Origin of the sequence: Streptomyces sp. Ru72 (assembly GCF_002920635.1) — a bacterium.
Classification (GTDB): domain Bacteria; phylum Actinomycetota; class Actinomycetes; order Streptomycetales; family Streptomycetaceae; genus Streptomyces.
Window position 1 is genome coordinate 33,460 of sequence record NZ_PQSR01000012.1, and the last position, 26,314, is coordinate 59,773.

The 26,314-nt window shown below is 71.9% G+C and carries 21 protein-coding genes; 15 read left to right on the plus strand and 6 right to left on the minus strand.

Going from position 1 to position 26,314, the window contains the following annotated elements; genetic code table 11:
• Positions 1–12: 12 nt before the first annotated feature.
• Positions 13–1,629 carry a carboxyl transferase domain-containing protein gene (locus C3488_RS08365; RefSeq protein WP_103838686.1) on the minus strand — a complete coding sequence of 539 codons (1,617 nt, stop codon included), beginning with the start codon at positions 1,627–1,629 and terminating at the stop codon, positions 13–15.
• Positions 1,630–1,715: 86 nt separating this feature from the next.
• Between C3488_RS08365 and C3488_RS08370 the strand changes: the two genes are divergently transcribed.
• The 3 genes from C3488_RS08370 (at position 1,716) to tesB (ending at position 4,519) form a co-directional block, all read left to right on the plus strand.
• Complete coding sequence (locus C3488_RS08370) at positions 1,716–2,324, plus strand: TetR/AcrR family transcriptional regulator (protein ID WP_103838687.1); 609 nt, start codon at positions 1,716–1,718, stop codon at positions 2,322–2,324.
• 135 nt (positions 2,325–2,459) lie between these two features.
• Positions 2,460–3,617 carry an acyl-CoA dehydrogenase family protein gene (locus C3488_RS08375; RefSeq protein WP_103838758.1) on the plus strand — a complete coding sequence of 386 codons (1,158 nt, stop codon included), beginning with the start codon at positions 2,460–2,462 and terminating at the stop codon, positions 3,615–3,617.
• A gap of 35 nt (positions 3,618–3,652) precedes the next feature.
• Positions 3,653–4,519 carry an acyl-CoA thioesterase II gene (gene tesB, locus C3488_RS08380; protein WP_103838688.1) on the plus strand — a complete coding sequence of 289 codons (867 nt, stop codon included), beginning with the start codon at positions 3,653–3,655 and terminating at the stop codon, positions 4,517–4,519.
• Positions 4,520–4,552: 33 nt separating this feature from the next.
• On the opposite strand, the gene C3488_RS08385 is transcribed toward tesB, so the two are convergent.
• The gene (locus C3488_RS08385) at positions 4,553–5,350 is read right to left on the minus strand and encodes a phosphatase (protein ID WP_103838759.1); all 798 of its coding nucleotides are present in this window, start codon (positions 5,348–5,350) and stop codon (positions 4,553–4,555) included.
• A gap of 171 nt (positions 5,351–5,521) precedes the next feature.
• On the opposite strand from C3488_RS08385, the gene C3488_RS08390 reads away from it, so the two are divergent.
• The 6 genes from C3488_RS08390 to C3488_RS08415 all read left to right on the plus strand — a co-directional run bounded on the left by C3488_RS08390 (position 5,522) and on the right by C3488_RS08415 (position 10,758).
• A complete protein-coding gene (locus C3488_RS08390; protein ID WP_181138929.1) occupies positions 5,522–6,523 on the plus strand; it encodes a serine protease in 1,002 nt (333 codons plus the stop codon).
• 149 nt (positions 6,524–6,672) lie between these two features.
• Entirely contained in the window at positions 6,673–7,686 is a 1,014-nt protein-coding gene (locus C3488_RS08395) for a hypothetical protein (RefSeq protein WP_103838690.1), read from the plus strand.
• The gene (locus C3488_RS08400) at positions 7,686–8,186 is read left to right on the plus strand and encodes an Ig domain-containing protein (RefSeq protein ID WP_146067846.1); all 501 of its coding nucleotides are present in this window, start codon (positions 7,686–7,688) and stop codon (positions 8,184–8,186) included. The genes C3488_RS08395 and C3488_RS08400 overlap by 1 nt, the downstream gene beginning before the upstream one ends.
• The gene (locus tag C3488_RS08405) at positions 8,183–8,626 is read left to right on the plus strand and encodes an Ig domain-containing protein (RefSeq protein ID WP_146067847.1); all 444 of its coding nucleotides are present in this window, start codon (positions 8,183–8,185) and stop codon (positions 8,624–8,626) included. Before C3488_RS08400 ends, C3488_RS08405 begins: the two co-directional genes overlap by 4 nt.
• A 3-nt stretch (positions 8,627–8,629) precedes the next feature.
• Entirely contained in the window at positions 8,630–10,402 is a 1,773-nt protein-coding gene (locus tag C3488_RS08410) for an SUMF1/EgtB/PvdO family nonheme iron enzyme (protein ID WP_103838693.1), read from the plus strand.
• Positions 10,399–10,758 (plus strand): CU044_2847 family protein, encoded by a 360-nt coding sequence (locus tag C3488_RS08415; protein ID WP_103838694.1) that lies wholly within the window; start codon positions 10,399–10,401, stop codon positions 10,756–10,758. Before C3488_RS08410 ends, C3488_RS08415 begins: the two co-directional genes overlap by 4 nt.
• A 13-nt stretch (positions 10,759–10,771) precedes the next feature.
• On the opposite strand, the gene C3488_RS08420 is transcribed toward C3488_RS08415, so the two are convergent.
• Positions 10,772–12,256, minus strand: a complete 1,485-nt coding sequence (locus tag C3488_RS08420; protein WP_181138930.1) for a PucR family transcriptional regulator — start codon at positions 12,254–12,256, stop codon at positions 10,772–10,774.
• Positions 12,257–12,474: 218 nt separating this feature from the next.
• Between C3488_RS08420 and C3488_RS08425 the strand changes: the two genes are divergently transcribed.
• From C3488_RS08425 to C3488_RS08450, 6 genes are all read left to right on the plus strand, one after another.
• Positions 12,475–13,935 (plus strand): sodium:solute symporter, encoded by a 1,461-nt coding sequence (locus tag C3488_RS08425; protein ID WP_103838696.1) that lies wholly within the window; start codon positions 12,475–12,477, stop codon positions 13,933–13,935.
• Between the two features lie 106 nt (positions 13,936–14,041).
• Complete coding sequence (speB, locus tag C3488_RS08430) at positions 14,042–15,049, plus strand: agmatinase (protein ID WP_103838697.1); 1,008 nt, start codon at positions 14,042–14,044, stop codon at positions 15,047–15,049.
• Positions 15,046–16,782, plus strand: coding sequence for a thiamine pyrophosphate-binding protein (locus C3488_RS08435; RefSeq protein WP_103838698.1), 1,737 nt, complete (start codon positions 15,046–15,048; stop codon positions 16,780–16,782). The genes speB and C3488_RS08435 overlap by 4 nt, the downstream gene beginning before the upstream one ends.
• A gap of 381 nt (positions 16,783–17,163) precedes the next feature.
• Positions 17,164–18,027, plus strand: coding sequence for a serine hydrolase (locus C3488_RS08440; protein WP_181138931.1), 864 nt, complete (start codon positions 17,164–17,166; stop codon positions 18,025–18,027).
• Between the two features lie 151 nt (positions 18,028–18,178).
• Positions 18,179–21,916 carry an ABC transporter ATP-binding protein gene (locus C3488_RS08445; RefSeq protein ID WP_103838700.1) on the plus strand — a complete coding sequence of 1,246 codons (3,738 nt, stop codon included), beginning with the start codon at positions 18,179–18,181 and terminating at the stop codon, positions 21,914–21,916.
• A 146-nt stretch (positions 21,917–22,062) separates the two neighbouring features.
• A complete protein-coding gene (locus tag C3488_RS08450; protein ID WP_103838701.1) occupies positions 22,063–22,449 on the plus strand; it encodes a hypothetical protein in 387 nt (128 codons plus the stop codon).
• 13 nt (positions 22,450–22,462) lie between these two features.
• Here C3488_RS08450 and C3488_RS08455 read toward each other — a convergent pair whose 3' ends face one another.
• The 3 genes from C3488_RS08455 to C3488_RS08465 all read right to left on the minus strand — a co-directional run bounded on the left by C3488_RS08455 (position 22,463) and on the right by C3488_RS08465 (position 26,231).
• Positions 22,463–23,059, minus strand: a complete 597-nt coding sequence (locus C3488_RS08455) for a hypothetical protein (RefSeq protein ID WP_103838702.1) — start codon at positions 23,057–23,059, stop codon at positions 22,463–22,465.
• A gap of 113 nt (positions 23,060–23,172) precedes the next feature.
• Positions 23,173–24,999, minus strand: a complete 1,827-nt coding sequence (locus C3488_RS08460; protein ID WP_103838703.1) for a glycoside hydrolase family 3 protein — start codon at positions 24,997–24,999, stop codon at positions 23,173–23,175.
• 314 nt (positions 25,000–25,313) lie between these two features.
• Positions 25,314–26,231, minus strand: a complete 918-nt coding sequence (locus tag C3488_RS08465) for a LysR family transcriptional regulator (protein ID WP_103838704.1) — start codon at positions 26,229–26,231, stop codon at positions 25,314–25,316.
• Positions 26,232–26,314: the final 83 nt, after the last annotated feature.

Genomic DNA, 26,314 nt, shown 5'->3' on the forward strand with positions numbered 1-26,314 from the left:
GTCAAGCCCCCCTCACATCCGGAAGACGCCGAACTGGGGTTCACCCAGGGGCGCGTTGGCGCACGCGGTCAGGGCCAGGCCCAGGACCTGACGGGTCTCCAGCGGGTCGATCACGCCGTCGTCCCACAGGCGGGCCGTGGCGTAGTAGGCGTTGCCCTGGCGCTCGTACTGGTCGCGGATCGGCGCCTTGAACGCCTCCTCTTCCTCCGCCGCCCAGGGCTCGCCGCGTGCCTCCAGCTGATCGCGCTTGACGGTCGCGAGGACCGAGGCGGCCTGCTCGCCGCCCATCACCGAGATCTTGGCGTTCGGCCACATCCACAGGAAGCGCGGTGAATAAGCCCGGCCGCACATCGAGTAGTTGCCCGCGCCGAACGAGCCGCCGATCACCACCGTGAGCTTCGGTACGCGCGTGCAGGCGACCGCCGTCACCATCTTGGCGCCGTGCTTGGCGATGCCGCCCGCCTCATAGTCGCGGCCCACCATGAAGCCGGAGATGTTCTGCAGGAACACCAGCGGGATGCCGCGCTGGTCGCACAGCTCGATGAAGTGGGCGCCCTTCTGGGCGGACTCGGAGAACAGGATGCCGTTGTTGGCGACGATCCCCACCGGGTGGCCGTGGATCCGTGCGAAGCCGGTGACCAGGGTCTGCCCGAACTCCGCCTTGAACTCGGCGAAACGGGAGCCGTCCACCACACGCGCGATGACCTCGCGGACGTCATAGGGGGTGCGGGAGTCGACCGGCACCGCCCCGTACAGCCCGTACGGGTCCACCTTCGGCTCGACCGACGGGACGACCTCCCAGGGCAGCGCACCGCGCGCGGGAAGCGTGGCGACGATGTTCCGCACGATCCGCAGCGCGTGCGCGTCGTCCTCCGCCAGGTGGTCCGTCACGCCGGACACACGCGCGTGGACCTCGCCGCCGCCGAGCTCCTCCGCGGTGACGACCTCACCGGTGGCCGCCTTCACCAGGGGCGGACCGCCCAGGAAGATGGTGCCCTGGTTGCGCACGATCACGGCCTCGTCGCTCATCGCCGGGACGTACGCCCCGCCCGCCGTGCAGGAGCCGAGGACGGCCGCGATCTGCGGGATGCCGGCGCCGGACATCCGCGCCTGGTTGTAGAAGATCCGCCCGAAGTGCTCACGGTCGGGGAAGACCTCGTCCTGCATGGGCAGGAAGGCACCCCCCGAGTCGACGAGGTAGACGCACGGCAGGCGGTTGTCGAGGGCCACCTCCTGCGCCCGCAGGTGCTTCTTCACCGTCATCGGGTAGTACGTGCCGCCCTTGACGGTGGCGTCGTTGGCGACGATCACGCACTCGCGGCCGCTGACCCGCCCGATCCCGGCGATCACCCCGGCGGCCGGCGCCTGGCCGTCGTACATCCCCTCGGCGGCCAGCGGGGCCAGCTCCAGGAAGGGCGAGCCGGGGTCCAGCAGGGTGTCCACGCGGTCGCGCGGCAGCAGTTTGCCGCGCGCCGTGTGGCGTGCGCGGGCCTTCTCGCCGCCGCCCAGCCGGGCCGCGGCCAGCTTGGCGTGCAACTCCTCCACCAGCGCGCGGTGCGCCGCCTCGTTGGCCCGCCAGGCCTCCGACGCGGGGTCTGCCGCGCTCGTCAGCTCCGGTGCCTCGTGCATCCTGCGGTCCCCTCACCTTGTTAATGAGCGTTAACGCATTTCCTTCAGGTTAACGACCGCTAACCTCCCTGTCTAGAATTGTTTTCATGGCCACGAGAACCGACGCCCCCACCCGTCGCGAGCAGATCCTCAAGGAGGCCGCGCGGCTGTTCGCCGAACGCGGCTTCCACGGCGTCGGTGTCGACGAGATAGGGGCCGCGGTCGGCATCAGCGGACCCGGTCTGTACCGGCACTTCGCGGGCAAGGACGCGATGCTCGCCGAGCTGCTCGTGGGGATCAGCGGGCAGCTGCTGACCGGGGCCAGGCGGCGGGTCGCCGAGGCCGACGGAGGTCCCGGCGGGCGGAACCCGGAGGCGGTCCTCGACTCGCTGATCGAGGGGCACATCGACTTCGCGCTGGACGACCGTCCCCTGATCACCCTGCACGACCGCGAGCTGGACCGCCTCCGGGACAGCGACCGCAAGCTGGTGCGCCAGCTGCAGCGGCAGTACGTGGAGCTGTGGGTGGAGGTGCTGCGGGAGGTGTACCCGGGGCTGGCGGAGCCGGCCGCCCGCTCGGCGGTGCACTCGGTCTTCGGCCTGCTCAACTCGACCCCGCACCTTGGGCGGCCGGGCTCGCTGCCGGGGCGGGGGACGACGGCGGGGCTGCTGCACCGGATGGCGCGGGGGGCGTTCGCGGCGGCGGGGGCGGAATGAGCCGGGGGTCTGCTCCGCAAGCGTGACGAGCGTTACGGCCGGGGGCCTCTGGACTGCCGTCCGTACTCGCCGGTACGGTGATGTCTGAGCAAGCGCTTAGACATGGCCGGAAGTATCCAGCTGGAGGTGGCGGCGGTGCGCCGTACTGTGTTCAACGAGGACCACGAGGCGTTCCGGGAGACCCTGCGCGCCTTCATCGAGGCCGAGGTCGTACCGGTGTACGACGAGTGGTTCGCGGCCGGTCAGGCGCCGCGCGACTTCTACTACAAGCTCGGCGAGCTGGGCATCTTCGGCATCAGCGTGCCCGAGGAGTTCGGCGGCGCGGGCCTGGACACCCACAAGTTCGAGGCCGTCCTCTACGAGGAGACCGCGCGCGCGGGCGTGCAGTTCGGCGGCTCCGGCGTGCACGTCCTGCTCGCCCTGCCGTACATCAAGATGCTCGCCACCGACGAGCAGAAGAAGCGCTACCTGCCGAAGTTCGTCACCGGCGAGGAGATGTGGGCCATCGCGATGACCGAGCCGGGCACCGGCTCCGACCTCGCGGGCATGAAGACCACCGCCAAGCTCTCCGAGGACGGCACGCACTACGTCCTCAACGGCGCCAAGACGTTCATCACCGGCGGCGTCCACGCCGACCGCGTCATCGTCTGCGCCCGCACCGCCGCCCCGCGCGAGGACGACCGCCGCTTCGGCATATCCCTGTTCGCCGTGGACACCAAGTCCGAGGGCTACTCCATCGGCCGCAAGCTGGACAAGCTGGGCCTGAAGACCTCCGACACCGCCGAGCTGGCCTTCGTCGACGTCAAGGTGCCGGTCGAGGACCTGCTCGGCGAGGAGAACAAGGGCTTCTACTATCTCGGGCACAACCTGGCGTCCGAGCGCTGGGGCATCGCCTTCGGCGCCTACGCGCAGGCCAAGGCCGCCGTCCGGTTCGCCAAGCAGTACGTGCAGGAGCGCACCGTCTTCGGCAAGCCGGTCGCCCACTTCCAGAACACGAAGTTCGAGCTGGCCGCCTGCCAGGCCGAGGTGGACGCGGCGGAGGCCGTCGCCGACCGCGCGCTGGAGGCCCTGGACGCCGGAGAGCTGACCCCCGCCGAGGCCGCCTCAGCCAAGCTGTTCTGCACCGAGGTCGCCCACCGCGTCATCGACCGCTGCCTCCAGCTGCACGGCGGCTACGGCTACATGAACGAGTACCCGATCGCCCGTCTGTACGCCGACAACCGCGTCAACCGCATCTACGGCGGCACCAGCGAGATCATGAAGACGATCATCGCCAAGGACATGGGTCTGTAAGGTCCGCGAAGAAGGTGCCGGATACAACTGACGCCATGAGTCAGGCACTTCAGTCCCTGCTCGATCTGCTCGACCTGGAGCGGATCGAGCGGGACATCTTCCGCGGCCAGTCCCGGTCCGCCGTGGTTCCGCGCGTCTTCGGCGGGCAGGTGGCGGCCCAGGCACTGGTCGCCGCCGGGCGCACCGTCCCCGAGGAACGGCACGCGCACTCTCTGCACGCGTACTTCCTGCGCCCCGGCGACCCCGGTGCGCCCATCGTCTACAACGTGGACCGCATCCGCGACGGCCGCTCGTTCACCACCCGCAGGGTGGTCGCGGTCCAGCACGGGCAGCCGATCTTCCACCTCTCCGCCTCGTTCCAGACGTACGAGGAGGGCCTGGAGCACCAGGCGCCGATGCCGCCCGCGCCCGACCCGGCCACGCTGCCCACCTCCCACGAGAGGCTGCGCGGCTACGGCCACCTCGCCCCCGAGGTCGTGGAACGGTTCCTGGAGGCCCGCGAGGCCGTCGACCTGCGGTACGTCGACGAGCCGCCGTACGGCAGGTTCGGGGAGCCGCGCGAGCCGCACTCCCAGGTGTGGTTCCGCACCAACGGCAAGCTCGACGACGACCCACTGCTGCATGTCGTCCTCGCCACCTACGTCTCCGACATGACGCTTCTCGACTCCGTGCTGCTCGCGCACGGGCGCGGCGGCTGGGCCGTCGGGGACGTGGTCGGGGCCTCGCTGGACCACGCCATGTGGTTCCACCGGCCGTTCCGGGCCGACGAATGGCTGCTGTACGACCAGGAGTCGCCGTCGGCCTCAGGGGGACGCGGGCTGGGCCAGGCCCGCATCTACACCCAGGACGGGCGGCTGGCGGTCACGGTGATCCAGGAGGGCGTGGTCCGCGTCCCCCGCTGAGGGGACTCGGCTGCGGGGGCTCGGCTGAGCGGCTCAGTCGTCGTCGGTCAGGCCCGCCGCGTGCAGCAGGTACGCCGTCAGCGGGTCGTAGTGGCGAGGGCTCGTGACGTGGTCGTCGAGCGGGACCGTCACCTGGACGGTGCCCTCGGCCTCGGCGATGAAGAGCGCCGGATCGTTGCAGTCGGCGTACCCGACGGAGTCGATGCCGAACTGTCCCGCGCAGCCCGCCCAGCCGTGGTCGGCGACGACCAGGTCCGGCAGTGGGCGTCCCTCGGCCTCCAGGCCCTTCAGGATCGCCCGCATCGGCTCACCCGAGTGCGTGTGCCACAGGGAGGCGCCGTGCTCCAGGACGGCCACGTCCGCGAACTGCAGGACGTACCCCTCGTCCGTCCGCAGCCCGTCCGGGATCACGACGATCTCGCAGCCGGCCGCGCGCAGGGCGGCGGCGGTGGCGCGGTGCACGTCGAGGAGGCCGCCGGGGTGGCCGGTGGCGAACAGTACGCGCTGCCCGCCGTCGGCGGCCTTGCCCAGGCGGGCCGCGAGCCGCTCCAGTGCGTCCACCGTCAGTTCCGGGTCGATGGTGTCCTGGCCGTAGCGGTACTCGGCGTCGTCGTTCACGCCGCAGCGCTCGGCCATGACCGCGAGGACGTCCTGCTCGTCCCTCCAGCGGTCGCCGAGCTCCAGGCCGAGCCAGTAGTCGCGGTCGCCGTTCGCGAGCTTGCGGTAGTGGGAGAGGTTGTTCTCGCGGGGCGTGGCGACCTCGCCCGCGATGCGGGTCCGGACGAGGTGGACGAGGAGCTCGGCACGGCTGGGGATCCCGGGTATCGGCATGTGCCCCATTCTGCCGGGGCCTTCCAGGCGCCGGGGAACGGTCGCAGCACGGATGCTCCGTACTTCTGGTCACATCCGCGGTAGGGACGGATGTCACGGCGCCTGGAACCGTGCACTACCCTCCGTGCGTTTGACGTAACGACGGGTGCGGCAGAGGTGAGGGGGTCGGCGGTGAGCCTGGCGACACGGCCGCCGTGGCAGGTACGGGTGCACAGGGGACAGGGGCGCGTCGTGGGCGGTGGCACCCTGTGCGCCAACGACATGGTGCTCACCTGCGCCCATGTCGTCGGCCCGGTCGGCACCGAGGTGCACGTCGACTTCCCCTTCCTGCGGGGCGGCGGGGCCGTCCGCGCCCGGGTCGTGGCGGCACCGGACGCCGTCACCGTGGGCGGCCAGGACGACGTCGCCGTACTGCGGCCGGAACGGGTACCGCCAGGTGCGATGCCCGCGCCCTTCGCAGAGACCGACGAGCCCGACCCCCGGGGCGAGTGCAGGGCGTACGGATTCCCCGGCGGGCATCCGGAAGGGGTGTGGGCCGACGGGCTCCTGATGGGCCGGACGGGTTCCGGTCTCGTGCAGTTCGAGTCCGCCCGGCTCCAGGGGCACGCGACGGCCCCCGGCTTCAGCGGCTCCCCCCTGTGGCACGAGGAGACGCGGACCGTCATCGGGCTGGTGGCCGCCGTGGAGGGGGACACCGGACTGCGGACGGCATACGCCGTTCCGGTGGACGGGCTCCGCAAGCACTGGCCCCAGCTGTCGGAGCCCCATCCGGTCCGGCTGTGGGTGCACGACCCCTACGGGGCGCCCCCGAGGATGGTGCCGCTGCGCGGCGGCGGCAGGGAACGCCGCGAGTACTGGATCGGGCGAGACGGGGGCACACCCGAACTGCCGGACATCGTGCTGGCGTCCAGACCCCCGCACGTGGTCGGCCGCTGGCACTGCCGACTGGCCGGCGAGCACGCGCACTGGTTCGTCGAAAGTCCGTCGACCGGCCCCCGGACCTATGTGCGCCGCGCGGGCCGGACCGACGAGGAGGCGGTTCCGGATCGGGGGAAGTTGCGGTTGCACAGTGGTGACACTGTGCTGATCCCGGCCCTTGTGCCGGGTCGATCTACTGTTGCCCACTGGGAGTTGGAGTTCGTCGACGACAGGCGTACGTTGCCCCCCGACTGAACCCGGGTGGGTGACAGGGCGGTGTCGCGGCGTCGGCGTGCGCCCTCACGGCGCCTCAGGCCCGTGGCGCCCACCTCCCGAACCACCTGCCGTACGAGAGAATCGAATCCCTCATGTCCCGACTGCGATGGAAGTTCTTATGGTGCGGCGTGCTGGGGGCGGGCGCGGCGATGCTCCTGGTCGCCACGGGGGCGACCAGGCTCGTACCGCCGCTCGGCCGGCTCGTCGACCACGGTGGCGCGTCCCGCGTCCTGGCGACGGCGGTGCTCGCGGTCGACGTATGGGTCCTGCTGCTGCTCGGCGTCCAACTCGTCCTCATCCGCCGAGAGGGCGCGGTACTCGCCCGTGAGAGGCAACAGGGACCCCGCGCGGTCGGACCACTGACCTCGCAGTCCGCTGTGCATACGGAGGTGTACCGGGCCCTCGTCAAGGTCGCGCAACTCCCTGCCTCCACGCAGGCGGGAGACGGCAAGGCCGCCTTCCTCACCTCCGGGTACTCCTCCGTCCGAGCGGCGCGCGCCGAGACCCCGTACACCCTGTTGCGTGCCCTCGTCTGGGCGCTGCCCGCGCTTGGATTCATCGGCACGGCCGCGGAGATGGCGCGCGCCATCGGCGGGCTGAGCAGTGCGGTCAAGGAGACCGGCTCCTACAACCAGCTGGCCAACACGCTGGTACCGCATGTCATCCAGCCGCTCGCCGGGGCCTTCAGCATCACGCTGTTCGCGCTCGGCAGCAGTGTCGTCGGGCACGTGCTGCTCACCATGGTGCACACTCGGGAGGAGCGGCTCGCCCTGGACCTGGACGAACTGGTGCTGGAGCGGATGGGCGCGCTGCGCCCGCAGCAGAGCACCGCTCAGGCGGCCCTCACCCTGGAGCACGCCATGAGCGGCGCGGCCCAGTCGCTGACGTCGCTGACGGGGGAGCTCCGCCGGCTGGGCGAGGAGGCGAGGAAGGCCCGGATCGAGGGACAGGGATCGGGGGCGCCCGAGCGGCACACCGAACTCATCCAGCAACTATCCGGAATCGGGCGGCAGTTGATGGGGATCCAGGCCGACATCCGGGAGGGCCTGTCCCAGGAGATGGTGCTGGCACCGGTCCGCCGGCCTCAGCAGTTCCCGGAGCAGAACGGCCAGACGCCCCGCACCGGTGACGGGGCACGGTGATGCGCGCCTTCGGGGGCGGCGGCGGGTTCGGCGGTCGGAGTGGCGGCGGGGGCGACCACGCTCCCGTGGAGCTGCGGTTCATCGACCTGCTGCTCATCATCATCGCCATCCTGATGTTCATGGCCGTTCTCCTCAGCCTGGTCAGTGCCAACGCACCCGCCAGCGAGGCGAAGCAGCCGCCGGTCCGCAAGGTCGCGATCACCACGGCCAGGGCGCCGGACGCGCTGGCCGGCGAGCCGTACGCGCTCACCCTCGCGGCCGAGGGCGGGCAGGGCACATACCGGTGGGTGCAGTCCGGTGGCACGTTGCCCCCGGGGCTGTCGCTGTCCCGGGACGGCGTGGTGAGCGGCAGCCCGGAGCTGGCCGGCGCAAAGGGATCGGCGAAGACCACGGCGACCGTCCGTGTCCAGGACTCGGCGGGGACTCGGCGGAGCGGACCTTGTCCTGGTCCGTGCGCCGGGCCCAGGACAAGGGCGCCGCCAAGCCCAGTCTGCGGGTGACGGCCGAGACCCTGTCCGTACCCGACGGCAGGCGCGGTCAGACGTACCGGCCGCACCGGTTCACGGCACAGGCGGGTACGGCGCCCTATACCTGGCAGGCCGTGGAGGGGTTGCCGGACGGCATGACGCTGAGCGCGGGCGGCGAGCTCGGCGGGAAGCCCGCCAAGGCCGGGAGCTTCACCTTCCAGGTGCGGGTGACGGACCACAACGGGGCGCAGGCCGTGCAGCAAGTGCGGCTCTCCGTCGGGGAGGTGGCGGCCCAGCAGGACGACGGCTGGAGCTTCCCGCCGTGGGTGGTGGTGCTGGTGGCGTTGCTGGGGCTTCTCGGGGCGCTGAACGTGGCGCTCATCGTCAAGGCCGTCATCTTCGGCGAACCGGACAAGGTGGTCCGCGGCACGGAGGGCGTGGTGAACAGGCGCAGGCGCAGGCGGAGGTACTGACGGATGGGATTCAGGAGAGGCGCACGCCTGAGCACCGGACACGTGGTGCTCGAAGTGCGCAGAGGAGGCTTCTCCGAGGTCGCCGTCGTCAAGGGGGCGCACGACGAGCTCCTCGCCGTGAAGCGGATCAGCGACGAGGTCCGGGCGCAGGTGGGCGAGGGCGTCGACCGCGCGTTCCTGCGCGAGTGCGAGCTCGCGGTCAAGGTGCTCGGGGATGTCCCGCACACGGCCCGGCCGCGGATCGCCATTCCGGTCCTCTCGCAGAGCGGGCCCGATGACGTCGGGATCGAGCTGCTGGGACCCGCGCTGTACATGGACTACGTCAACGGCCCGTCCCTCGCCGATCTGCTGCGCACCGGACCGCTGTCGCTGAGCCAGTCCGCCCGGGTCTGCGGATACGTCGCCGAGTCACTGGCCAGGGCCCTCGACTCGGCAGGTGAGCCACGGGTGGTCCACCGGGACATGAAGCCGAGCAACATCCTGCTGACCCGTGCCAACGAGGTACGCCTCATCGACTGGGGTCTGTCGGAGGTCAAGGGTGTGTCCGGGCTCTCCGTCCGCATCGAGTACCTGTCCCCGCAGCGGGCCGCGGACATGGACCTGGCTGATCCGGCCGATGACGTCTACGCCCTGGGCATGGTGCTGCACCAGTGCCTGACCGGCCGGTTCCCCGGCTACGACGTCAGAGGGGGCACCGGGAGACTGCGTCAGGATCTGGCGGAGCGCTGCCCGGACGTGCCGGAGGAACTGGCCAACATGGTCGTGGCGATGCTGTCGCCGCGACCCGACAACCGGCCGGAGGCGCGGTCGATCGCCGGAACGCTGCTGCACCCCGACATGACGGCCGCGCTCGCGCAACGGGACCTGACCCAGCCGTTCTGCCGGGACTGCGGTCTCGTCGGCCGGGCGGTCCCGTGTGCCGTCTGCGGCGGGGAGGTACGGCGTCGGGTGGCCCGCGAGCCCGCTCCGGGAATGGTGCGGGTGCCCGCCGGGACGTTCGTCCACGGGCTCACCGAGGCCCAGGTCCGGCACGCGCTGATCATGGCGAACATGGCCCCCACGGACGACCAGGTGCGCGTGCTCACCGGTTCCGGGGTCCGGCGCGTGCACTGCCCGGCCTTCGACATCGACCGCACACCGGTGACCAACGAGGAGTACGCCGTGTTCCTGCAGAAGGTCGGCTACCCGGAACCCGAGGGCTTCAAGGCGGCTCTCGCCGAGGCGCCGGATCACCCGGTGACCTCGGTGAGCTGGAAGGACGCCCTGTGCTATGCCCTGTGGCGCGGCAAACGGCTGCCGACCCCATTGGAGTGGGAGAAGGCCGCACGCGGCGCCGAGGACGACCGGATGTACCCGTGGGGCAACACCTTCGAAGCCGAGCGGTGCGTGCACCGCAGGGCGCCCGGAGCGATGCCGACTGCGCGGACCGTGCGGACGGGGCCGGTCGGCCGGCTGCCCGGCGGACAGTCCCCGTGGGGCGTGCACGATCTGGTGGGCAACGTCAACGAGTGGGTCTCGGAGGGGAAGACGCCCGGGTTTCGCGGAGCGTGCGGAGGAGCGGCAGGCGAGGTGCTGCCGGTGTACGGCTTGGTGTCGTACCAGAGCCAGGCCCATGTCGACTACGCCAGCACAGCCGTCGGGTTCCGCTGCGCGGCGGACGTCGTCCACGACGTCGTGCCGTACGACGGCTCCGAGTCGTCCGACTCCGTCCGACCTGGCGGGCACCACGACGCCGCATCGACCGAACGAGCGATGACCGGAGTGAGGACGGCATGAGTGAGCTGGTGCGCTTCCCGCTGCAGGACGGCGGAGAGGTGCTGGTGGAGGCGCGGGAGAACGAACCGGGACTGGTCGGCGCGAGCCGAGCCGACGGGGTGGTCGCGACGGGCGTGACCACCTTCGACCGGGCACTCGACGGGGTACGGGGAGCCGCCGACGCAGCCCTGCGCAGCTTCCGCGGTCTCGCTCAGCGCCCGGACGAGGTGCAGATCCAGTTCGGGGTACGGCTCACCGCCGAAGCGGGCGCGGTGATCGCCAAGACCGGGATGGAGGGGCAGTTGCAGGTGACGATCACCTGGTCGAGGACAGCGGACGTCCCGCCGACGGGGGATGCCGCGAGCACCGGGTCCTGATCTTCGGCGGAGTTCACCGTCGGCCGAGCGCGAACCACAGCTCCATCCGTACGTCCGGATCGTCCAGGTCCACCTCCAGCAGGGCCGCGCACCGCGCGATCCGTTGCCGCACCGTGTTGCGGTGGACCGACAGGGCGACCGCCGTGCGGTCCCAGCTGCCGTGCAGGGACAGCCAGGTGCGCAGTGTCTCGGTGAGGGCGGTGCCCTGGGCCAGCGGTGCCAGCAGCGTGCGGGCGTGCAGCTCGGCCTCCGCGGGCGGGACCAGGTCCGCAAGGCCCGTGCGCTCGCCGTGCCGGACCAGCGCCGTGCGGGTCGCGCGGGCGCGGGCCAGGGCGCGGGCGGCCTGGGTGTCGGCGGCGGCCCAGTCGCTCGGGGCGGCAGGGGCGCTGAGGCCCAGGGTCCAGCCGGGCTGCGGGGCTGTGGCGCGGTCGGCCGGGACCAGTACCCGTACGGACCCGTCCCCGAGATCGACCAACGTGGACCCGAGCGCGGTCCCGAGCGCGGACGCGGCCACGGCGTCGGGCGCGGGTCCGTCCCGGGTGGGCCGGGCGTGCACCACCACCCACCGGTCCCCGCCGAGCAGGGGCGCGACCGCCTCCGGCGGGGCGCCGAGCAGCAGCCGTACGAGCGCCGAGGAGCGGGCCGCGCCGGTGCCGCTCTGCTGCTCCCCGGTGAGGAGCGTGAGGAGCACCGCCGCGACGGAGGCGATGGTGTGGTCGCCGGGGTCCCGCCGTGGTGCCGCCACTCCGAGCACGAAGCCCTGCCCGGAGCCGAGGACGTAGGCGGCGAGACGGGTCCCGGCGACGGTGTCGGTCGCCGACGCGGGGGTGGGGCCCGCGGGGCCGCCCGGGCGGACCACTCCCGCCAGCTCGCCCAGCGCCCGGGCCGCCTCCCCGGGGGCACGCCCCGCTCCCGCCAGTTCGGCGCCGTCCGGTCCGTACAGCACCGCCCGGCCGCCCACCCGCTGCGCCAGCTGCCGCAGCACCGACGGCACCGGGTCCGGGCGGGACGCCGCCGCGGCCAGGCTCTGCTGGGCCTCCGTGACGCGGCGCAGCTCCGCCAGCCGCGCCTGGGCCATCAGCTGCCACACCGCGCGGGCCACGGCCGAGAACGTCGTCTGCGGCGGGACCTCGAGCAGCGGCAGCCCGTAGTGGTCGCAGGCCGTCACCAGCGCCCGCGGCACCGTGTCGTGCACCGGCGCGAGACCGAAACCGAGCGCCGCGCCGCCCGCCGCCACGATCCGGGACACGTAGTCGTCGAAATAGGTCCCCGAGCCCGCCGCCTCCGGGATGTGCACGCCCGCCGTCAGCAGCAGCTCGCCGCCCAGCAGGTACGGGTAGGGGTCCGCCATCTCCGAGGTGTGCGCCCAGTGGATCGCCGTGTCGGCGTCCCTGGGCCCGGCGATCTGCCGCAGGGCAAGGTCCTCGCGGGCCAGCAGGGCGGAGAGCGGTACCGGTGGGGTCGGCGGTACCGCCGGCGCGGAGGGCGTGTCCGGCATGGTGGACGGTTCCTCCATCCCGTTCGGTTCAGATGGATGAAACGTACACTTCGCAGTCGCTTTCCGGCCACCTAGTGTCAGTCCAGACCGGCAGCCGCGGGTACGGGCGGATGTCCCCGCGAGCCCCTGCCGCCCCCGGTCGAGCCGAGCGGCCGACCGCGTCCCCGAGATCCATCTGCACGACACGCCACCGGGAAGTGCGCGAAGGAGGGCCCCACATGGCCGTCGACTACACAGTGATCGTCGTCTACCTGGCCGGCATGCTGGCCATGGGCTGGTGGGGCATGCGCCGCGCCCGCTCCAAGAGCGAGTTCCTGGTGGCCGGGCGCCGCCTGGGGCCCGCCATGTACTCCGGCACCATGGCCGCGATCGTCCTCGGCGGCGCGTCCACCATCGGCGGTGTCGGCCTCGGCTACCAGTACGGGCTCTCCGGCGCCTGGATGGTGTTCACCATCGGCCTCGGTCTGCTCGCGCTCTCGGTCTTCTTCTCCGCCCGCATCGCCCGCCTGAAGGTCTACACCGTCTCCGAGATGCTCGACCTCAGATACGGCGGCCGGGCCGGTGTGATCTCCGGCGTGGTCATGTGGGCGTACACCCTGATGCTCGCGGTCACCTCGACCATCGCCTACGCCACCATCTTCGACGTCCTCTTCGACATGAACAGGACGCTCGCGATCGTCCTCGGCGGCTCCATCGTCGTCGCGTACTCCACGCTCGGCGGCATGTGGTCCATCACGCTGACGGACATGGTGCAGTTCGTCGTCAAGACGATCGGCGTGCTGCTGCTCCTGCTGCCCATCGCGGTCGTCAAGGCGGGCGGCTTCAGCGAGATGAAGGCCAAGCTGCCGACCTCGTACTTCGACCCGCTGGGCATCGGGGGCGAGACGATCTTCACCTACATCCTGATCTACACGTTCGGCATGCTGATCGGGCAGGACATCTGGCAGCGCGTGTTCACCGCGCGCAGCGACACGACCGCCAGGTGGGGCGGCACGGTCGCCGGCACCTACTGCCTGGCCTACGCGCTCGCCGGCGCCGTCATCGGTACCGCCGCCAAGGTCCTGTTCCCCGAGTTGGGCAGCGCGGACGACGCGTTCGCGACCATCGTCAAGCAGGAACTCCCCGTCGGTGTAAGGGGGTTGGTGCTCGCCGCCGCCCTCGCCGCGGTGATGTCGACCTCTTCCGGCGCGCTCATCGCATGTGCGACCGTCGCCAACAACGACATCTGGTCGCGGCTGCGCGGTGTCGTGCGCCGCGACGAGGGGGCGCACGACGAGGTGAAGGGCAACCGCGTCTTCATCCTGATCATGGGGGTGGCGGTGATCGGCACGGCCATCGCGCTGAACAACGTGGTCGAGGCGCTGACCGTCGCGTACAACCTGCTCGTCGGCGGTCTGCTGGTCCCGATCCTGGGCGGCCTGCTGTGGAAGCGCGGCACCGTCCAGGGCGCGCTCGCCTCGGTGGTGGTCGGCGGTCTCGCCGTCATCGTCCTGATGGCGTCCTACGGCATCCTCGCCAACGAGCCCGTCTACTACGGTCTGACGGCCTCTCTCGCCGCCTACGTCGTCGTGTCGCTGGTGACCAGGCCGACCGACGAGGCCGTCCTGGCCGCGTGGCGGGAGCGGCTCGCCGGACGCGGCGCGGCGAGCACGGAGGAGCCCGTGGTGATGGGGACCTGACCCTGTTGCCTCGGCCCGGCCGCCAGGGGGCGGCCGGGCGGTGCGGGGCCCGCCGGAGGGCTCCGCGACACTGGAAGAAACACGCATTTCCTGGAGGAGTCCGACGATGAGCAGCACCGAGAACCCCGCAGCAGGCGGCAGCCGGCCCCGCGGCCCCGTCGACTCGTCCCGCATCCCGCGGTACGCGGGCCCCGCGACCTTCGCCCGGCTGCCCCGCCTCGACGAGGTCGGCACCGCGGACGTCGCCGTCGTCGGCGTGCCGTTCGACTCGGGCGTCTCCTACCGCCCGGGCGCCCGCTTCGGCGGCAACGCGATCCGTGAGGCGTCCCGCCTGCTGCGCCCGTACAACCCGGCGCAGGACGCCTCCCCCTTCGCGCTCGCCCAGGTCGCGGACGGCGGCGACATCGCCGTGAACCCGTTCGACATCCACGAGGCGGTGGAGACCGTCGAGGCCGCCGCCGACGAACTGCTCGGCACCGGCGCCCGCCTGATGACCCTCGGCGGCGACCACACCATCGCACTCCCGCTGCTGCGCTCGGTGGCCAAGAAGCACGGCCCGGTCGCGCTGCTCCACTTCGACGCCCACCTCGACACCTGGGACACCTACTTCGGTGCCGAGTACACCCACGGCACCCCGTTCCGCCGCGCCGTCGAGGAGGGCATCCTCGACACCTCCGCGCTCTCCCACGTCGGCACCCGCGGCCCGCTCTACGGCAAGCAGGACCTGACCGACGACGAGAAGATGGGCTTCGGCATCGTCACCTCCGCCGACGTCTACCGGCGCGGCGCCGACGAGGTCGCCCACCAGCTGCGCCAGCGCATCGGCGACCGCCCGCTGTACATCTCCATCGACATCGACTGCCTCGACCCGGCGCACGCCCCCGGCACCGGCACCCCGGAGGCGGGCGGCATGACCTCCCGCGAACTCCTCGAGATCCTGCGGGGCCTCGCGTCCTGCAACCTGGTCTCGGCGGACGTCGTCGAGGTGGCGCCCGCCTACGACCACGCGGAGATCACGTCGGTGGCCGCGTCCCACACGGCGTACGAACTGACGACGATCATGACCCGCCAGATCGCGGCGGCCCGCACCGGTGAGGAGACCGAGAGCAAGTGACGCACGACCACGACCTGGTGCTCCGTCCCACCACCGCCCAGACGGAGGCCGCGCTCAACCCTCCCACCCGTCGCCCGGCCACCACCCCTCATGGAGGCGCTTCGTGCCACGTGACGACGGGCCGCAACGGCGGAGACCTGGTCGTGGAGACCCTGGCCGGGCTGGGCGCGACGACGGTCTTCGGCCTGCCCGGCCAGCACGCGCTCGGCATGTTCGACGCGCTGCGCCGCTCCGACCTCAGGTACGTGGGGCTGCGGGTGGAGAACAACGCCGGGTTCGCAGCGGACGCGTACGGGCGGATCACGGGTGAGGCGGCACCGCTGCTGCTCTCCACCGGCCCCGGCGCGCTGACGTCCCTGGCCGCGCTCCAGGAGGCCGCGGCGGCGTCGGCGCCGGTGCTGGCCATCAGCAGCCAGGTCCCGACCGCGGGCCTGGGCGGCGGTCGCCACGGCTATCTGCACGAACTCCCCGACCAGGCGGCCTCGTTCCGTGGCGTGGTCAAGTCGGTCCACACGGTCCGCACCCAGTCGCAGATCCCGTCGGCCATCGCGCAGGCCTGGAAGTCGGCGCTGACGGTGCCCCACGGCCCGGTGTGGGTGGAGATCCCGCAGGACGTGCTGCTCGCCGAGACGAGGCTGCCGGTGGTGACGGCGATGGACGCGACCCCGGACGAGCTGCCGCCGCGCCCCGAACTCACCGCGGTGGCCGCGCATCTGCTGTCGCGTGCCGACCGTCCGGCGATCATCGCGGGCGGGGGAGTGGTCAGGTCGGACGCGTCCGGAAAACTGCTGGCGCTCGCCGAGAAGCTGAACGCCCCCGTCGTCACCACCTTCGGCGGCAAGGGCGCCTTCCCCTGGGAGCACCCGCTGTCCCTCCAGTCCTGGCTGGAGGACCGCCACACCACGGACCTCCTCGAGGACGCGGACGTCCTGCTGGTGGTCGGCTCGGGCCTCGGCGAACTGTCCTCGAACTACCACACGTTCAAGCCGCGCGGCCGGGTCGTCCAGATCGAGGCGGACCTCGGCAAGCTGGAGTCCAACCACCCGGCCCTCGGCATCCACGCGGACGCCCGCCTGGCGCTCCAGGCGCTGCTGGAGACGGTGGAGGCCCGGGAGGACGAGGGGGCTCCGCAGCGCGTACGGACGCTGCTGTCGAAGGTGGCCGAGCGGATCGCGTCCCAGGACCTGACCCTGGAGCAGGAGGTGCTGGCGTCGGTGCGCCGCGCCCTGCCGGCCGGCTCCCCGTCCTTCTGGGACATGACGATCCTGGCCTACTGGGCCTGGTCGGCCTTCGACGCGCAGGCTCCCAACACCATGCACTCCGCGCAGGGAGCGGGCGGTCTCGGCTACGGCTTCCCGGCGGCCCTCGGCGCGGCGGCGGCGGACCCCACGCGCCCCGTCCTGGCGGTGTCGGGCGACGGCGGAGCCCTGTACTCCGTCGCGGAACTGGCGACGGCGCGGCAGTACGGCCTCGACGTCACCTGGCTGATCGTCGACGACGGCGGCTACGGCATCCTGCGCGAGTACATGACGGACGCCTTCGGCCAGGCCACGGCGACGGAACTGGTCCGCCCCGACTACGTGGCCCTCGCGGAGTCCTTCGGTGTCCCGGGCGTGCGTACGACCCCCGAGACCCTGGAGGCCGACCTGGCGAAGGCCCTGGCGGAACCGGGGCCTTCGGTGGTCGTCCTGCCGGCGCTCCTGCGGATGTTCGCACCGACGCACCTCAGCTGAGACGGGGCCGTGTGCGGATCACCTGAACAACGGCTCGTGCGGTGCAGGCGCTCTCCTTCACCGCCGTGCCGTGCTTCTGCACGGACCGTGGTCAGCCTGCGCGTGAGCCGTTGGTGGGTGAGAGCATGGTAAGCGGACGGCAAGTGAGAGCTTCCTCACAAGGGTGCCGCCATTGCGGGTGTGAACCGGCCTGCGAACGACTGTGTGAGCGAACTCGCCTACAACTTTCGGATATTCCCGTGAGTCAATAGGGCACGAGCGTGCCGGGGGCGCGCTTTTGTCCATGTAAGAGGATGGTTAACCTCCATGAGTCACTGGATATCCGGCAATTTCCGGACATTTAAGAGAGCTCGGGTCCTCGCGGCCGGGCTCGGCGTCGGTATGCTCGTACCGTTCGTGGCGGCCGCCGCACCCGCTGCCGCCGCCACGCCCACCGTCGGCTGCACCTCGGGCAAGGCGGGCCTGGCCGCCAAGCTGCAGAGGGACATCACCTCGGCCCTCGCCGGCCGCAGGGGCACCGTCGCGGTCGGCCTGTACGACCGCTCGACCAACACCACCTGCTCGCTGCGCAGCACGTCCGCCTACGACTCGGCCAGCGTGGTGAAGGTGACCGTGCTCGCCACCCTGCTGTGGGACGCCAAGAAGCACAACCGCTATCTGACGAGCCGCGAGAACAGCCTCGCCACGGCCATGATCACGAAGTCGGACAACAACGCCACCAGCACGCTGTGGAAGCAGTTGGGCCTGACGAAGATCAAGGGCTTCCTCGCAGCCGCCGGCATGTCCCAGACCAAGCCGGGCGCGAACGGCTACTGGGGTCTGACCCAGATCACCGTGCAGGACGAGCAGAAGCTGCTCAAGCTCATCACCGCGAAGAACTCCGTGCTGAGCGACAACTCCCGCGCCTACATCCTGAAGCTGATGGCGAACGTCATCTCCTCGCAGCGCTGGGGCACTCCGGCCGGCGCGCCCTCCGGCGTGGCCGTGCACGTCAAGAACGGCTGGCTGCAGCGCTCCACGCACGGCTGGCGGGTGCACAGCGTCGGCACGTTCAACGGCCGCGGGCACGACTACATGATCACCGTGCTGACCTGGGACAACAGCACGATGAACTACGGCGTCACCACCATCCAGAACGTGGCGAGGGTCATCCACAAGGACCTGGTGCCGACGACGTCCACCACGAGCACGTTCGTGCCCACGAGCACGCCGCAGGAGGCGTACCCGGCGGTCCCCGCGAACTGACACGGCCGAACTCCCGATGATCCGCGCAGCCGGTCCGGAGCACGCGGCTCTCCTACCCGCTGGTAGGAGTCCGAATGTTGCGGAGGGATGAAATCCGCTGCTGACGGCGTTGGTGCCTTCCGGTAGACCAGGTCTGAAGGAGGGCACCGGCGTGGCTGAGCACGAGGGGGAGCATCGCGGCTGGGCGCGGCGACTGGCGGGGTACGCCTGGCGGTACCCCAGGGACGTCGTCCTCGCCCTGGGCTCCTCCCTCGCCGGCATGGCGCTCACGGCCCTGGTGCCCCTGATCACCAAGGTGATCATCGACGACGTCATCGGCAACCACAGCAGGCCCATGGCCCCCTGGGCCGGCACGCTGATCGGCACGGCCGTCCTCGTCTACGTCCTCACCTACATCCGCCGCTACTACGGCGGACGGCTCGCTCTGGACGTCCAGCACGACCTGCGGACGGACATGTACGGGACGATCACCCGGCTGGACGGGCGGCGTCAGGACGAACTGTCCACCGGGCAGGTGGTCGGCCGCGCCACCAGCGACCTCCAGCTGATCCAGGGCCTGCTCTTCATGCTCCCGATGACCATCGGGAACCTCCTGCTCTTCCTGGTCTCCCTGATGGTCATGGCCTGGCTGTCGCTGCCGCTGACCCTGGTCGCCCTGGCGGTCGCGCCCGCTCTGTGGTTCGTCGCCAAGCGCAGCCGGTCCCGGCTGCACCCGGCGACCTGGTACGCCCAGGCCCAGGCCGCCGCCGTGGCGACGGTGGTCGACGGCGCCGTCAGCGGCGTTCGGGTGGTGAAGGGCTTCGGGCAGGAGGAGCAGGAGACCGGCAAGCTCCGGGAGGTCGGGCGCCGGCTCTTCGCGGGACGCCTGCGGACCATCCGGCTGAACGCCAAGTACACCCCGGCCCTCCAGGCCGTGCCCGCTCTCGGCCAGGTCGCCATGCTGGCGCTCGGCGGCTGGCTCGCGGTGCACGGGCACATCACGCTCGGCACGTTCGTCGCGTTCTCCTCCTACCTCGCGCAGCTCGTCGGCCCGGTCCGCATGCTCGCGGTGGTCCTCACCGTCGGCCAGCAGGCCCGCGCGGGCGCCGAGCGGGTCCTGGAGCTGATCGACACCGAGCCGTCGCTGAAGGACGGCACCAAGGAGCTGCCCGCCGACGCCCCCGCGACGGTCGAGTTCGACGACGTCTCCTTCGCCTACGAGGACGGGCGTCCGGTCCTCGACGGGCTCTCCTTCGAGATCCGCCCCGGCGAGACCCTCGCCGTCGTCGGATCCTCCGGCTCCGGAAAGTCCACGGTCTCGCTGCTGCTGCCGCGCTTCTACGACGTCACGCACGGTGCAGTCCTGGTCGGCGGCCACGACGTGCGGGAGCTGACCCTGACGTCCCTGCGCGCCGCGATCGGGCTGGTTCCCGAGGACTCCTTCCTCTTCTCGGACACCGTCCGCAACAACATCGCCTACGGCCGCCCCGACGCCACCGACGAGCAGATCGAGGCCGCCGCGCGCGCCGCCCAGGCGGACCGTTTCATCGCCGAGCTGCCCGACGGCTACGGCACCAAGGTCGGCGAACACGGCCTGACCCTCTCCGGCGGCCAGCGCCAGCGCATCGCGCTCGCCCGCGCCATCCTCACCGACCCCCGGCTGCTGGTCCTCGACGACGCGACCTCGGCGGTGGACGCCCGCGTCGAGCACGAGATCCACGAGGCCCTGAAGCAGGTCATGGAAGGCCGCACGACCCTGCTCATCGCCCACCGACGCTCCACCCTCAACCTCGCCGACCGCATCGCGGTCCTCGACGGCGGCCGTCTCGCCGACATCGGCACCCACGAGGAGCTGCAGGAGCGCTCCGCCCTCTACCGCCGTCTCCTCACCGACCCCGACGAGCTGGGCGGTGTCTCGCCGGGTCACGCCCAGCCCTCCGCACCGGAGGAGGACACCAGCGTCCGGGACGAGCTGGACGCCGAGTTCGACGCCGAGCGCGGCGTCACCCCGCGGCTGTGGACCGGCGACCGCGAGCCCAAGGACCACGCCCTCGCCGGCACCCCGGCGACCCCCGAGCTGCTCGCCCAGGTCGAGAAGCTGCCCCCGGCCACCGACACCCCGGGCGTCGACGAGGCACGCGCCGTCCGGCCGGAGGAGTCCTACGGCCTCACCCGGCTGCTGCGCGGCTTCGGGCTGCCCCTGCTGGTCAGCCTCGCCCTCGTCGCCGTGGACGCGGGCATGGGGCTGCTGCTGCCGATCCTGATCCGGCACGGCATCGACCAGGGCGTGTCCCGGATGGCCGTCGGCGCGGTCTGGTCCGCGTCCCTGCTGGCGCTGGTCACCGTCCTGATCCAGTGGGCGGCGCAGGTCGGCGAGACCCGGATGACCGGACGCACCGGCGAACGCGTCCTGTACTCCCTGCGACTGAAGATCTTCGCCCAGCTCCAGCGGCTCGGCCTCGACTACTACGAGCGGGAGCTGACCGGCCGGATCATGACGCGGATGACGACCGACGTCGACGCGCTGTCGACGTTCCTGCAGACGGGGCTGGTGACGGCCTTCGTCTCCGTCGTCACCTTCTTCGGCATCATGGCCGCGCTGCTGGTGATCGACGTACAGCTCGCCCTCGTCGTGTTCGCCACGCTGCCGCCGCTGATCGTGGCGACCGTCTTCTTCCGCCAGGCCAGCGTGAAGGCGTACGAACTCGCCCGCGAGCGGGTCTCGGCGGTCAACGCGGACCTCCAGGAGTCGGTGTCCGGGCTGCGGATCCTTCAGGCCTTCCGGCGCGAGCGGGACGGCGGGCGGCGGTTCGCCGAGGGCAGTGACTCCTACCGCCAGGCGCGCATCCGCGGCCAGTGGCTGATCTCCGTCTACTTCCCCTTCGTGCAGCTGCTGTCCTCGGTGGCCGCGGCGTCCGTGATGATCTCCGGCGCCCACCGGGTGGAGGCCGGGACGCTGACGACGGGTGCCCTGGTCGCGTACCTGCTGTACATCGACCTGTTCTTCGCGCCGGTGCAGCAGCTCTCGCAGGTCTTCGACGGCTACCAGCAGGCCACGGTGTCGCTGGGCCGCATCCAGGAACTCCTCCAGGAGCCCACCACCACGAAGGCCGCCGAGGAGCCGCTCCAGGTGCTGTCGCTGCGCGGCGACATCGCCTTCGAGGGCGTCCACTTCGCCTACGGCGACGACGAGGAGGCGCTGACCGGCGTGGACCTGACGATCCCGGCCGGGCAGACCGTCGCGTTCGTCGGTGAGACCGGCGCGGGCAAGTCTACCCTGGTCAAGCTCGTCGCCCGGTTCTACGACCCCACGCGCGGCCGGGTGCTGGTCGACGGCACCGATCTGCGCTCGCTGGACCTGACCTCGTACCGGCACCGGCTCGGCGTGGTGCCGCAGGAGGCGTACCTGTTCCAGGGAACCGTCCGGGACGCCATCGCGTACGGGCGTCCGGAGGCGACCGACGCCGAGGTGGAGGCCGCGGCGCGGGCGGTCGGCGCGCACGACATGATCGCCCGCCTCGAGGGCGGCTATCTGCACGAGGTCGCCGAGCGCGGCCGCAACCTGTCCGCCGGACAGCGGCAGTTGATCGCGCTGGCCCGCGCGGAGCTGGTGGACCCCGACGTCCTGCTGCTCGACGAGGCGACCGCAGCACTCGACCTGGCCACCGAGGCCCAGGTCAACCAGGCCACGGACCGCCTGGCCGGCCGCCGCACGACGCTGGTCGTGGCGCACCGCCTGACGACGGCGGCCCGCGCCGACCGGGTGGTGGTGATGGACCACGGCCGCATCGCGGAGGACGGCACCCACGAGGAGCTGCTGCGCCGCGGCGGGCGGTACGCCGAGCTGTGGCGGACGTTCGTGGGGGCGCCGGAACCGGGGCAGGAGGAGCCGGTCGGCTCCTCGGCCTGACGCTCCGTCGAATTCAGGAAATTCTGCGGAGGTTGCCCCAAACGTTCGAAAATGTGGCCTGTGTGCATCAGCGTGATGCAACCATCTGCCCTACGACATGCGTCCGTACAGCAGTACGCTCATCGTCGCGGGGAGGGACCACAAAGGTGGACAAGAGTGCGATACGCCGGCGCCTGGCGCTCGGCATGACCGTACTGACGGCGTCCGGGCTGATCGCACTGGCGAGTCCGGGACACGCGGAGGCGGCCGGCTACTGCCCGGGACGCCAGGTTCGTACGCTCTCGTTCTCCACCGGCTCCGTACAGGTCTACAAGCGCGACGGCTATGTGTGCGCGGTGACCTTCGCCAAGCGGGTCTCCGGCAGGAAGACCATGTCGGTGAGCGTGCAGGCGCGCGGCAGCCGTCCCGCGGCCGACGTCGGGCAGTACACGCACCACGCCGGACCCGTCACCGTGCACGCCGGCCACCGGTGCGTGTGGATCCGCGGCTCCGTCGGGTCGGGATCGGTCAGTTCGGGGTGGACCCTCTGCTGACGCGGCCCCGCGCTCACAGCCGCCGGGCGCACCCCACCGGTCTGCTGCCGCCCAGCTGGACGTAGAGCGCCGTCGACGGCGGGCACTGCGAGCGGCGCGCGACTGCCGACGTCACCCTGTACTCGGGCGTGCGCCCGCCCTTGCCGTCACAGGCCGTCTCCCGCACCTCGCCCCTGCCCGTGCCGTACACGCAGTCCCCGACGATCGTCCGCGGGCCGCCTCCGCCACCGGGGTCGCCCGGGTGCGGCGGCTCCAGGTTCCGCATGCACGCATAGCCGCGCCGCACCACCCCGGAGGGGCTGATGTGCAGCACGAAGTCGGTGGTGGCGGGGCAGGCGGGGCCCTGCGCCGGGTCGCCGTCGTAACGGGCGACCACGCGGGCGGCGGCCCGTTCGCTCGTGCACGGCACTTCCGTGAAACCCGTCGTCCCGAAGGAACTGCACTCGTCCACGGCGAGGAACTCGGCGCCGAACCCGGACGGCACCGCGGACGTGGCACGCCCGCTCGGCCGGTCCCGCGCCGCCCCCGACACCGTCTGGCACCCGGAGAGTCCGCCCACCGCCAGCGCAGCGGCCATCAGCGCACCCAGCAACGCTCGCGTCCCTCGCATCGCAAACCCCCCGGTCCACCCCCGTCCAGCGTGACCCGCGGCCACGGCCCACGCCAGACGTCTCGGGCGCTTTGCGACATGTGGGGGCGGGGTGCCCGGTTCCCGGCGTACGGCTAGTACGACAGCCCGTACCCGGTCGGGTACAGCACCTGCGCCGGGTCGTCCGCCCGTTGCACCGGCACCGGCAGCTTCCCGCGCGGCCTCACCCGCCCCGCGATCACCCGCGCCGCGGCGCGCAGTTCGACGTCCGTCCAGGAGTACGACGCCAGGAAGGCGCCCACGTTCGGGAGCCGGGCGACGTCGTACGGATTCCGCACGGCGAGGGCGACCACCGGCTTCCCGGTGGCGGCCAACCTGCTCACCAGCGTCCGCTGGGAACTGGTCGCGCTCACGTTGTACGTGGCCACGACCACCGCGTCCGCGTCCTTCGCCGCCGCCGCCGCCTTCGCGATCGTCTCCGCCGAGGGGGCGGTGCCGGTGGACAGCGCGGTCGCCGTGAAGCCCAGCCCGGTCAGGGCGTTCGCCAGGACGGTGGTGGGCGGCCCGTCGGTGCCGGTCGGGGACGCGGGGTCCGCGCCGGCCACCAGCAGCCGGGGGTGGGTCCGGTGCGAGAGCGGCAGCAGTCGCTCCTCGTTGACCAGCAGCGTGGTCGTGCGGTCCGCGATGCGGTCGGCGGTGCGCAGATGCGCCGGGGTGCCGACCGTCCGCTCGACGCCGGCCGCGGTCACGTACGGCTGGTCCAGCAGCCCCAGCTTCGCCTTCAGGCGCAGGATGCGCAGCAGCGACTCGTCCAGCCGGGCCTCGGTCAGTTCGCCGCCCCGCACCGCGTCCAGCACCGCGTTCCAGGCGAGGTCCAGGTTCGGCGGGTTGAGCAGCTGGTCGACCCCCGCCTTGAGGGCGAGCACGGGCACACGGTCGTCGCCGTACTTCTGCCGTACGCCCTCCATGCCGAGCGAGTCGGTCACCACGACCCCGTCGTAGCCGAGCTCCTCGCGCAGGATGCCGGTGACGACGGGACGGGAGAGGGTCGCGGGGTCGCCCGAGTCGTCGAGCGCGGGCACCATGATGTGCGCGGTCATGACGGCGTCGACCCCGGCCCGGACCGCCGCCCGGAACGGCACCGCGTCCAGCCTCTCCCACAGCTCGCGGCTGTGCGTGATGACCGGGAAGCCGTAGTGGCTGTCGACGGCGGTGTCGCCGTGACCCGGGAAGTGCTTGACGGTCGCCGCGACGCCGGAGGACTGATAGCCCCTCACCTCCGCGGCGACCAGGCCCGCCACCGCCTCCGGGTCGGCGCCGAAGGACCGTACGCCGATGACCGGGTTGGCCGGGTTGACGTTCACGTCGGCGTCGGGGGAGTAGTCCTGGCCGACGCCGAGGGCGCGCAGCTCGGCGCCGGCGATCCGGCCCAGGGTCTGCGCGTCTGCCCGGGAGCCGCCGGCTCCGATCGCCATCGCGCCCGGGAACAGGGTCGCGGGCCTGCCCACGCGGGCGACGATCCCGTGCTCCTGGTCGGTGGCGATGAGCACGGGCAGTCCGCGGGGCTGGTCGAGCGACGCCTTCTGGATGCCGTTGGACAGTTCGGCGATCTGCCGGGGATCGCGGGTGTTGTGCGCCCAGGTGAAGTAGATGATGCCGCCGACGCGGTACCTGGCGATCAGCTCGGCGGCCGTGCGGACGCCGATCTCCTTGAGGTTGGCCTCGATGTCGGCCTGGTCGGGGGCGGTCGCCGAGTGGCCGTAGACCCGCATCACGAAGAGCTGCCCGGCCTTCTCCTCGAGTGACATGCGGGAGATGAGGCCCTTGAGCCGTTCGTCGTCGTACCCGGCGGCCCGAGCGGCGCCCGGGGTGAGGGCGAGGGCCGCCGTCACACCAGCGGTGGCGGCGAGGAGCGTGCGTCTGGAGGGCTGTGCGGTGCTTCCCGTGCCGGAGTCGTGCACGTGCGCTCCTTCCGGAGGAGAACGCTGAAGGAAACTTCCGAGGAATCACCAATATCCGGGAAGTTTCTGCCGGTCAAGGCGCCGCACACGAGGTACCGCAATGAGGGGCCGCCATCGGCGCTGTGGAGGGGGGCGCGCCGACGGCGGCGTGCTGCCGGCCGCGTGCGGCGGAGAGGGTGGTCAGCGATCGCAGCCAGCAGCGAGGGCCGACACCGCAGCGCGGAGACTCATCCGGCAACCTGCCCATGGGACGAAGGCGTACCGGGTCGGGTTCCCCGGAAACGGCCGGACGCCGGAATTCGGTACGAGGGTGGTCAACGGGGCGTGTGCGCCGACACCGTGGGCCAGTGGTGCTGGAGGGTGCGTACGGTCTCGGCGATCGCCGGGCGCCGGGCCGCACCCCTGCGCCACAGTGCGTACAGGTGCCGTACGGGCAGGGGGTCCAGGGGCACCTCGACGACCCCCTCGGGCAGCGGGCCCCGGCCCAGCCGCGGGATCAGGGCGATCCCGAGCCCGGCGGCGACCAGGGCGACCAGGGTCGGGTTCTCGTCGGCCTGGTGGACCACCTCGGGCTCGTGTCCGGCCGCGCGCAGCGTCCGCACCAGCCACTCGTGGCAGACCCGGCCCGGCGGCTGGCAGATCCACCGCTCGCCGCCCAGCTCCTCGCGGCGCACCGCCGTCCGCCCGGCGAAACGGTGGCCGGCGGGCACGAGCAGATCGCACAGGTCGTCCCCGATCACCGCCTGTTCGACCCCCTCCGGGGCGGGCAGCGGCGCGATGTCCCAGTCGTGCGCCACGGCGACGTCGACCACGCCCTTGGCCACCAGGTCGACGGACAGATGCGGGTCCACCTCGGTCAGCCGGGTGTCCAGGGCGGGGTGCCGGCGCGCCAGATCCGCGAGCACCCCCGGCATCAGCCCCCGCGCGGCCGACGCGAACGCCGCCACCGTCAGCCGCCCTGCGGGCAGCCCCCGCCGCTCCTCCAGCTCGGTCTCGGCACGCTCCACGATCGCCATCAACTCCTGGGCGGTGGCGACCAGTTGCAGCGCCTCGTCGGTGAGCCGTACGCCGCGCCCCTCCCGTTCGAGCAGGACGGTCCTGGTCTCCCGCTCCAGCTTGGCGATCTGCTGGGAGACGGCGGACGGTGTGTAGCCGAGCGCGGTGGCCGCGGCGCCGACCGTGCCGTGGACGGAGACGGCGTGCAGAGCGCGCAGGCGCTGAAGATCGAGCAAGACGACCCCCTCAAGGATTAGAGGTACTTCATCCCACCATGCAGCAATCATCGCTGGTGCTTCACGGTCGTGGGCCGTGATCA